This is a genomic window from Flavobacterium sp. 9AF (genome assembly GCF_902506265.1).
Lineage (GTDB): Bacteria > Bacteroidota > Bacteroidia > Flavobacteriales > Flavobacteriaceae > Flavobacterium.
Map to the genome: position 1 here is coordinate 1 of NZ_LR733591.1, position 5255 is coordinate 5255.

A 5255-nucleotide genomic window follows, 5' to 3' on the forward strand; every position below is an offset into this window, starting at 1 on the left:
TTGTAACATCTATTTAAAAATATCAAATTATTTGTCTCATTATTTTAAAAATTATTTTACAAATAAAGGACTACTAGTATCACATGTATTTGGACAAGGCAAAGAAAAATCATAAATATAATAGCCTTTATCGTAGTCTATCATATCATTTTGGTTATTATCAACCCCTACAACCATCATATGAGGTTCAAAACTACCGTCTGATAGTTTTTCCAAACCTAGGTAACCTCTAATATCGTAAGTGTTATCATCTTTAATAATTCCTTGAATGTCTGCTCCAGGAATTAAAAAAGCTTTTAACGCATTGTTTGCTAAATAATTAGCCCCTTCTTGATTCCAATTTGCTGCCCATTGTTGTGCAGTTTCTAAAGGAATTACGTCTTGTGGTAAGTCATTTGCCATAAATAAAATTTTTAAATATTTGTTTCAAGCAAATTTAGATTAAATATTTAAAAAATAGTACTCGAAATGAAAAACAGGTATTTTTACGGGTATGAGTTTTTTTAAAATACTATACTTTAGCAATGTGTTAAAAAAATGCTTTTTTGTAAGTATTAACCTATTGAAATTTTGATTACTTTAGTAGAAATATTATTAACTATTAAATTTTTACATTTATGTCAACAGAACCTTTTATTGGAGAAATCAAAATTTTTGGTTTCAGTTTTGCTCCTCAGAGCTATCTATTGTGTGCGGGTCAAATTATGTCTATTGCTCAAAATACTGCATTATTTTCATTAATAGGAACAATTTATGGTGGTAATGGTCAAACCACTTTTGCTCTTCCCGATTTAAGAAGTAGAATGCCTATAGGACAAGGTCAAGGACCTGGATTGCCAGTTTATAATATTGGACAATATGGAGGAACAAATAGTGTAACCTTGTTAACACAAAATATTCCGGCTCACATGCATACTTTAAATGCTATGCAAGTAAAAATTCTGGCTAATAATAATTTAGGAGAAGAACAAACTCCAAACGGAAATTATCCAGCTATAACAACATCTGATTCATATAATTCTGTTCCTACAACAAATGTTTTTATGGGAGGCACACAAATATCTGGAACTACAGATATAACTGGATCAAATATCCCTGTAAATATTCAAAATCCTTATTTAGCTATTAATTATTCTATTGCAATCTATGGCATTTTTCCGAGCAGAAATTAATATTTGAGTTTAACTTTTAAAATATATAATTATGTCAACAGAACCTTTCATAGGAGAAATCAAAATTTTTGGATTTTACTTTCCGCCTAGAGGATATATGACTTGTCAGGGTCAAATCCTTCCTATCGCTCAAAACACAGCACTATTCTCATTAATCGGAACTACCTATGGAGGTAATGGACAAACTACTTTTGGGCTTCCCGATTTGCAAGGAAGAATGCCAATAGGTCAAGGTCAAGGACCAGGATTACCAATTTACACCCTAGGAGAAGTAGGAGGTTCACCTACGACTACATTAATTTCTTCAAATCTACCTGCACATATTCATTCATTGAATAGTGTTCATGTTAAGATTTTAGCAAATAGCAATTTAGGTGAAGAACAATCTCCTGTAAATAATTATCCAGCTGTAACAACTGCTGATTCTTATAGTCCAATTGCTAGTGCTAATACATTTATGGGTAACACTCAAGTTTCTGGAACAACAGATCCAACAGGACAAAATTTACCATTTAGCATTAAGAATCCTTACTTGACTATTAACTTTTCAATTGCAACTATAGGAATTTTTCCAAGTAGAAATTAATTCAAATATCAAAAAAAAATAAAGGAAATATTATAGCAATATTTCCTTTATAAATATACTAAAAAAATGCAAAAAATTGGTCTCCTTTTACCAAGATCCACTTATTATGATACCATAAGCTTTGACATTTATCAAGGTCTGAAATCGGGTTTAGAAAATTCAGAAAAAAAAGAATTTCAAATTATTACAGAAAACATTGGCTTTGGAGCCGATAAACAACAATGTTATCGTGCCGCTGAAAAATTATTATTAGAAGAAAATGTTTCTTTTGTTATTGCATATATTGGTCACAGAACTGCAGAATTATTAAGACCATTATTTTTGGCAGCCAATAAAATATTACTTGTCTTAGACGCAGGTTCTAATTTACCCAATGAATGGCCTGCCTGTCCAAATATCATTTATCATTCATTACACAATGCTTTAGGTGCTCGATTTACAGCTCAAAAAGCCATAAATGATGGGTTCACAGATGGCGCCTTAATTACGGGTTATTATGATGGTGGTTATTTACACACTTATAGTATTAGTAAAAGTTTTGAAGATTTTAATGGAAAAATTGTTTTTAATCACGCTACTGGTTATAAAGCTGAAGATTTTAGTATGGAACCTTTAGAATCTCATTTAAAAAATTACCCAAATACAGCACTTTTATCGCTTTTTAGCGGTGATTTTGTACAATGGTACTTCAAAGAAATTGAAAAACATTTTAAAAATCAAAATTTACCTATCTATTTAACGCCTTTCGGATTAGAAGAATCTATGTTGGAAAAAGCTGTTTTTCCAAGTAATAGAACTAAGGGAGTTATTTCCTGGTCAAAAAAAATAAATAATTCCGAAAACAGACTGTTTATTGAAACATTAGAATCAACTAATAGAAAACCAAATTTATTTTCTCTAGTCAGTTGGGAAAGTGCTTTCCTCGGAATTAAATTAGTTGAATTATTAGAGATTCATAAAAATAATTTACTGGAAATAAATTCCGCTTTAAAAGATTTTACTTTTAATGGACCAAGAGGAGCTGTTAGCTTTGATTCTGCAACAAATACTACATTAAGTCCGCTTTATGAAGCAAAAATTGTAAATCATAATGACTTTTGTGAAATTGAAATAGAAAAAAATATTACCAATTACAAAGAAGAGTATCAAAAACTTACCGCTTTTAATTTAGAAAATGTAAATTCAGCTTGGTATAATAGCTATACTTGTATCTAATTATGGAAAATAATATAAAAATAGTATTATTATGTGGAGGCAGATTTGCTTTTCCTGCGATACAATTATTAGCTTTTGAAAAATTCTTATATGCGGTTGCTATTGGTAAAGGCTCAAATACAATTGTAGATGCTCTTGAAAACGAATGTGCTAACAATCAAATAAAATTCAATCATTTTCCTAATAAAGACTCAATCAAAGAAATGAAAAGTTGGCTCAATGATATTCAACCCGATTATATTTTCTCTATTTCATTTCCATTTTTAATCCCAGAAGAAGTTTTAGCTTTTGGTACAGAAAAATTTATTAATTTTCATCCTGGTCCTTTACCTCAATATAGGGGGGTAATGCCAATTTTTGAAGTACTAAAAAATCAAGAAAAAAAAACAGCAATATGTGCTCATTTCATGAATGCTAATTTTGATGAAGGCAATATTATTTTTAATGACCCAATCAATATTCATGAAAGAGAAACTTATGGAAGTTTAACTGTAAAATTGAGCAAGAGAATGGCTCAAATAGCTTTAAATATGGCGAACATGTTGCAATATGCACATTCCATCCCTAGCATTGCTCAAGAGGAAGACTTAGCCTATTATTATGAGAAGCCTACACTTTCAGACACTTATATTAATTGGAAACGTATGGATGCATCTGAAATTGTTTCTTTGATAAATGCATGTAACCCATGGAATACAGGAGCCGATACCACATTTCTGGGACAACCTGCAAAAATTATTGATGCAAAAATTATTAATCAAACACATAATCAACTACCAGGTACTATAATAGAAATTTTTAACGAGACTGAAATTCACATTGCAACAGCAGATAATAAGCAAATTGGTGTTTCAATAATACAAACTGAAGAAGGCATACAAACCATAAAACAATTATTTACAAAATTGAATTTTAAAGGTTTAGCATTTAATTAAACACTATATTTGTATACAAATTAACAAAAAAGACGAATATGAAACAAAAAATTACTTTACTCTTATTTATCATTTCCTTTTTGAGTTTAAAAGGAAATGCACAAACACAATTCTGGAGTGATACCTTTGAAGATACTGGAGCTCCTAGTAGTGGAGTTCGTACACCTGAAAATGATAGTGGCTTCGGAATAATACCATATACATCTTATTTTAAGCGTACAGATGGTTCAGATATAGATCTAACAACTGTAACTGATGGTCCATATGGAGGTAAACAAGGTTTAAAATTTTGGGCTGGAGAAGACCATGATGCTGCGTTTGGTACTGGCAATGAAGAACAGCAAATAGATTTTACAGGTATTAATATTTCAGGGAAAACTGGCCTTAGCTTTAAAGGATTATTTGCAGCTGCTAACTCAGGTACTCAGTGGGAAAATGAAGCAGTAGGTGCTTTCAGCCATACAGATTATATAATATTAGAATACTCAATAGACGGTGGTGCTTATGTAAGATTAATAGCTTTTTTTGGAGATGGTGTAGCAACTAAGCAACTAAGAGAAGATACTAACGGAGATGGAATTGGTGATGGTTTACTCTTATCAAAAACATTTACTGAATTTAACAAAACAATAGTTGCCACAGGATCCTTAATAAATCTCAGACTAAGAGTATTTTCAAATAATACAAATAATGAAGAGTGGGCAATAGACAATTTCCGCTTGTTTGAAGCTCCAGTATGTACCAATCCAACTGTTCCTACTATAACCGCTTCTACAAATCCTGTTTGTAATGGTGGTTCAACTACATTAAATATTTCAGGGTCTTTAAATGATGCTACGCAATGGGCAATTTATTCTGGCTCTTGTGGGGGAACATTATTAGGTACTACTGCTACTTCTAGTTTTGTAGTAACGCCTGTTGGCCCTAGTACAGCTTATTTTGTTAGAGGAGAAGGTGGTTGTGTAACCCCTGGAACTTGTGGAACAATCACTGTTAATGCCAGTACAGTTTCACTTACACCATCATCTCAAACCAATGTGGCTTGTAACGGTGGATCAAATGGTGCGGCATCTGTAAACGTAGCTACCGGTGGTGTGGGACCTTATACTTACAACTGGACACCCGGCAACCCAACTGGGGACGGAACTACCTCAGTAACCGGTTTAACTGCTGGTACATGGACTTGTACTGTAACCGATGCGAATAGCTGTACTACTTCAGTTAACTTTACAATTACACAACCAACAGCCTTATCACTTACTCCTGCCTCTCAAACCAATATTGCTTGTAATGGTGGATCAAATGGTGCTGCAGCTGTGAATGTAGCAACTGGTGGTGCTGGTGGAT

Annotated in this window: 6 protein-coding genes; 5 read left to right on the plus strand and 1 reads right to left on the minus strand. The window is 32.3% G+C overall.

The features are described from left to right. Nucleotides 1–51: 51 nt before the first annotated feature. On the minus strand, nt 52–402 hold the full coding sequence (locus HALO113_RS16220) for a hypothetical protein (protein ID WP_159780186.1): 351 nt from the start codon (nt 400–402) through the stop codon (nt 52–54). 215 nt (nt 403–617) lie between these two features. Between HALO113_RS16220 and HALO113_RS16225 the strand changes: the two genes are divergently transcribed. The 5 genes from HALO113_RS16225 to HALO113_RS16245 form a co-directional block, all read left to right on the plus strand. After that, nucleotides 618–1172, plus strand: coding sequence for a phage tail protein (locus HALO113_RS16225; protein WP_159780187.1), 555 nt, complete (start codon nt 618–620; stop codon nt 1170–1172). Between the two features lie 31 nt (nt 1173–1203). Next, nucleotides 1204–1758 (plus strand): phage tail protein, encoded by a 555-nt coding sequence (locus HALO113_RS16230; RefSeq protein WP_159780188.1) that lies wholly within the window; start codon nt 1204–1206, stop codon nt 1756–1758. Nucleotides 1759–1824: 66 nt separating this feature from the next. Continuing rightward, nucleotides 1825–2973, plus strand: a complete 1149-nt coding sequence (locus HALO113_RS16235; protein WP_159780189.1) for an ABC transporter substrate-binding protein — start codon at nt 1825–1827, stop codon at nt 2971–2973. Nucleotides 2974–2975: 2 nt separating this feature from the next. Next, entirely contained in the window at nt 2976–3908 is a 933-nt protein-coding gene (locus HALO113_RS16240) for a methionyl-tRNA formyltransferase (protein WP_159780190.1), read from the plus strand. 38 nt (nt 3909–3946) lie between these two features. After that, on the plus strand, nt 3947–5255 hold a 1309-nt coding region (locus HALO113_RS16245; protein ID WP_201297683.1), incomplete at its 3' end, for a SprB repeat-containing protein.

Coding starts and splice junctions, on each gene's coding strand:
- HALO113_RS16225 (WP_159780187.1), top strand. CDS start 618: ATGTCAACAGAACCTTTTATTGGAGAAATCAAAATTTTTGGTTTCAGT.
- HALO113_RS16220 (WP_159780186.1), bottom strand. CDS start 402: ATGGCAAATGACTTACCACAAGACGTAATTCCTTTAGAAACTGCACAA.
- HALO113_RS16240 (WP_159780190.1), top strand. CDS start 2,976: ATGGAAAATAATATAAAAATAGTATTATTATGTGGAGGCAGATTTGCT.
- HALO113_RS16230 (WP_159780188.1), top strand. CDS start 1,204: ATGTCAACAGAACCTTTCATAGGAGAAATCAAAATTTTTGGATTTTAC.
- HALO113_RS16235 (WP_159780189.1), top strand. CDS start 1,825: ATGCAAAAAATTGGTCTCCTTTTACCAAGATCCACTTATTATGATACC.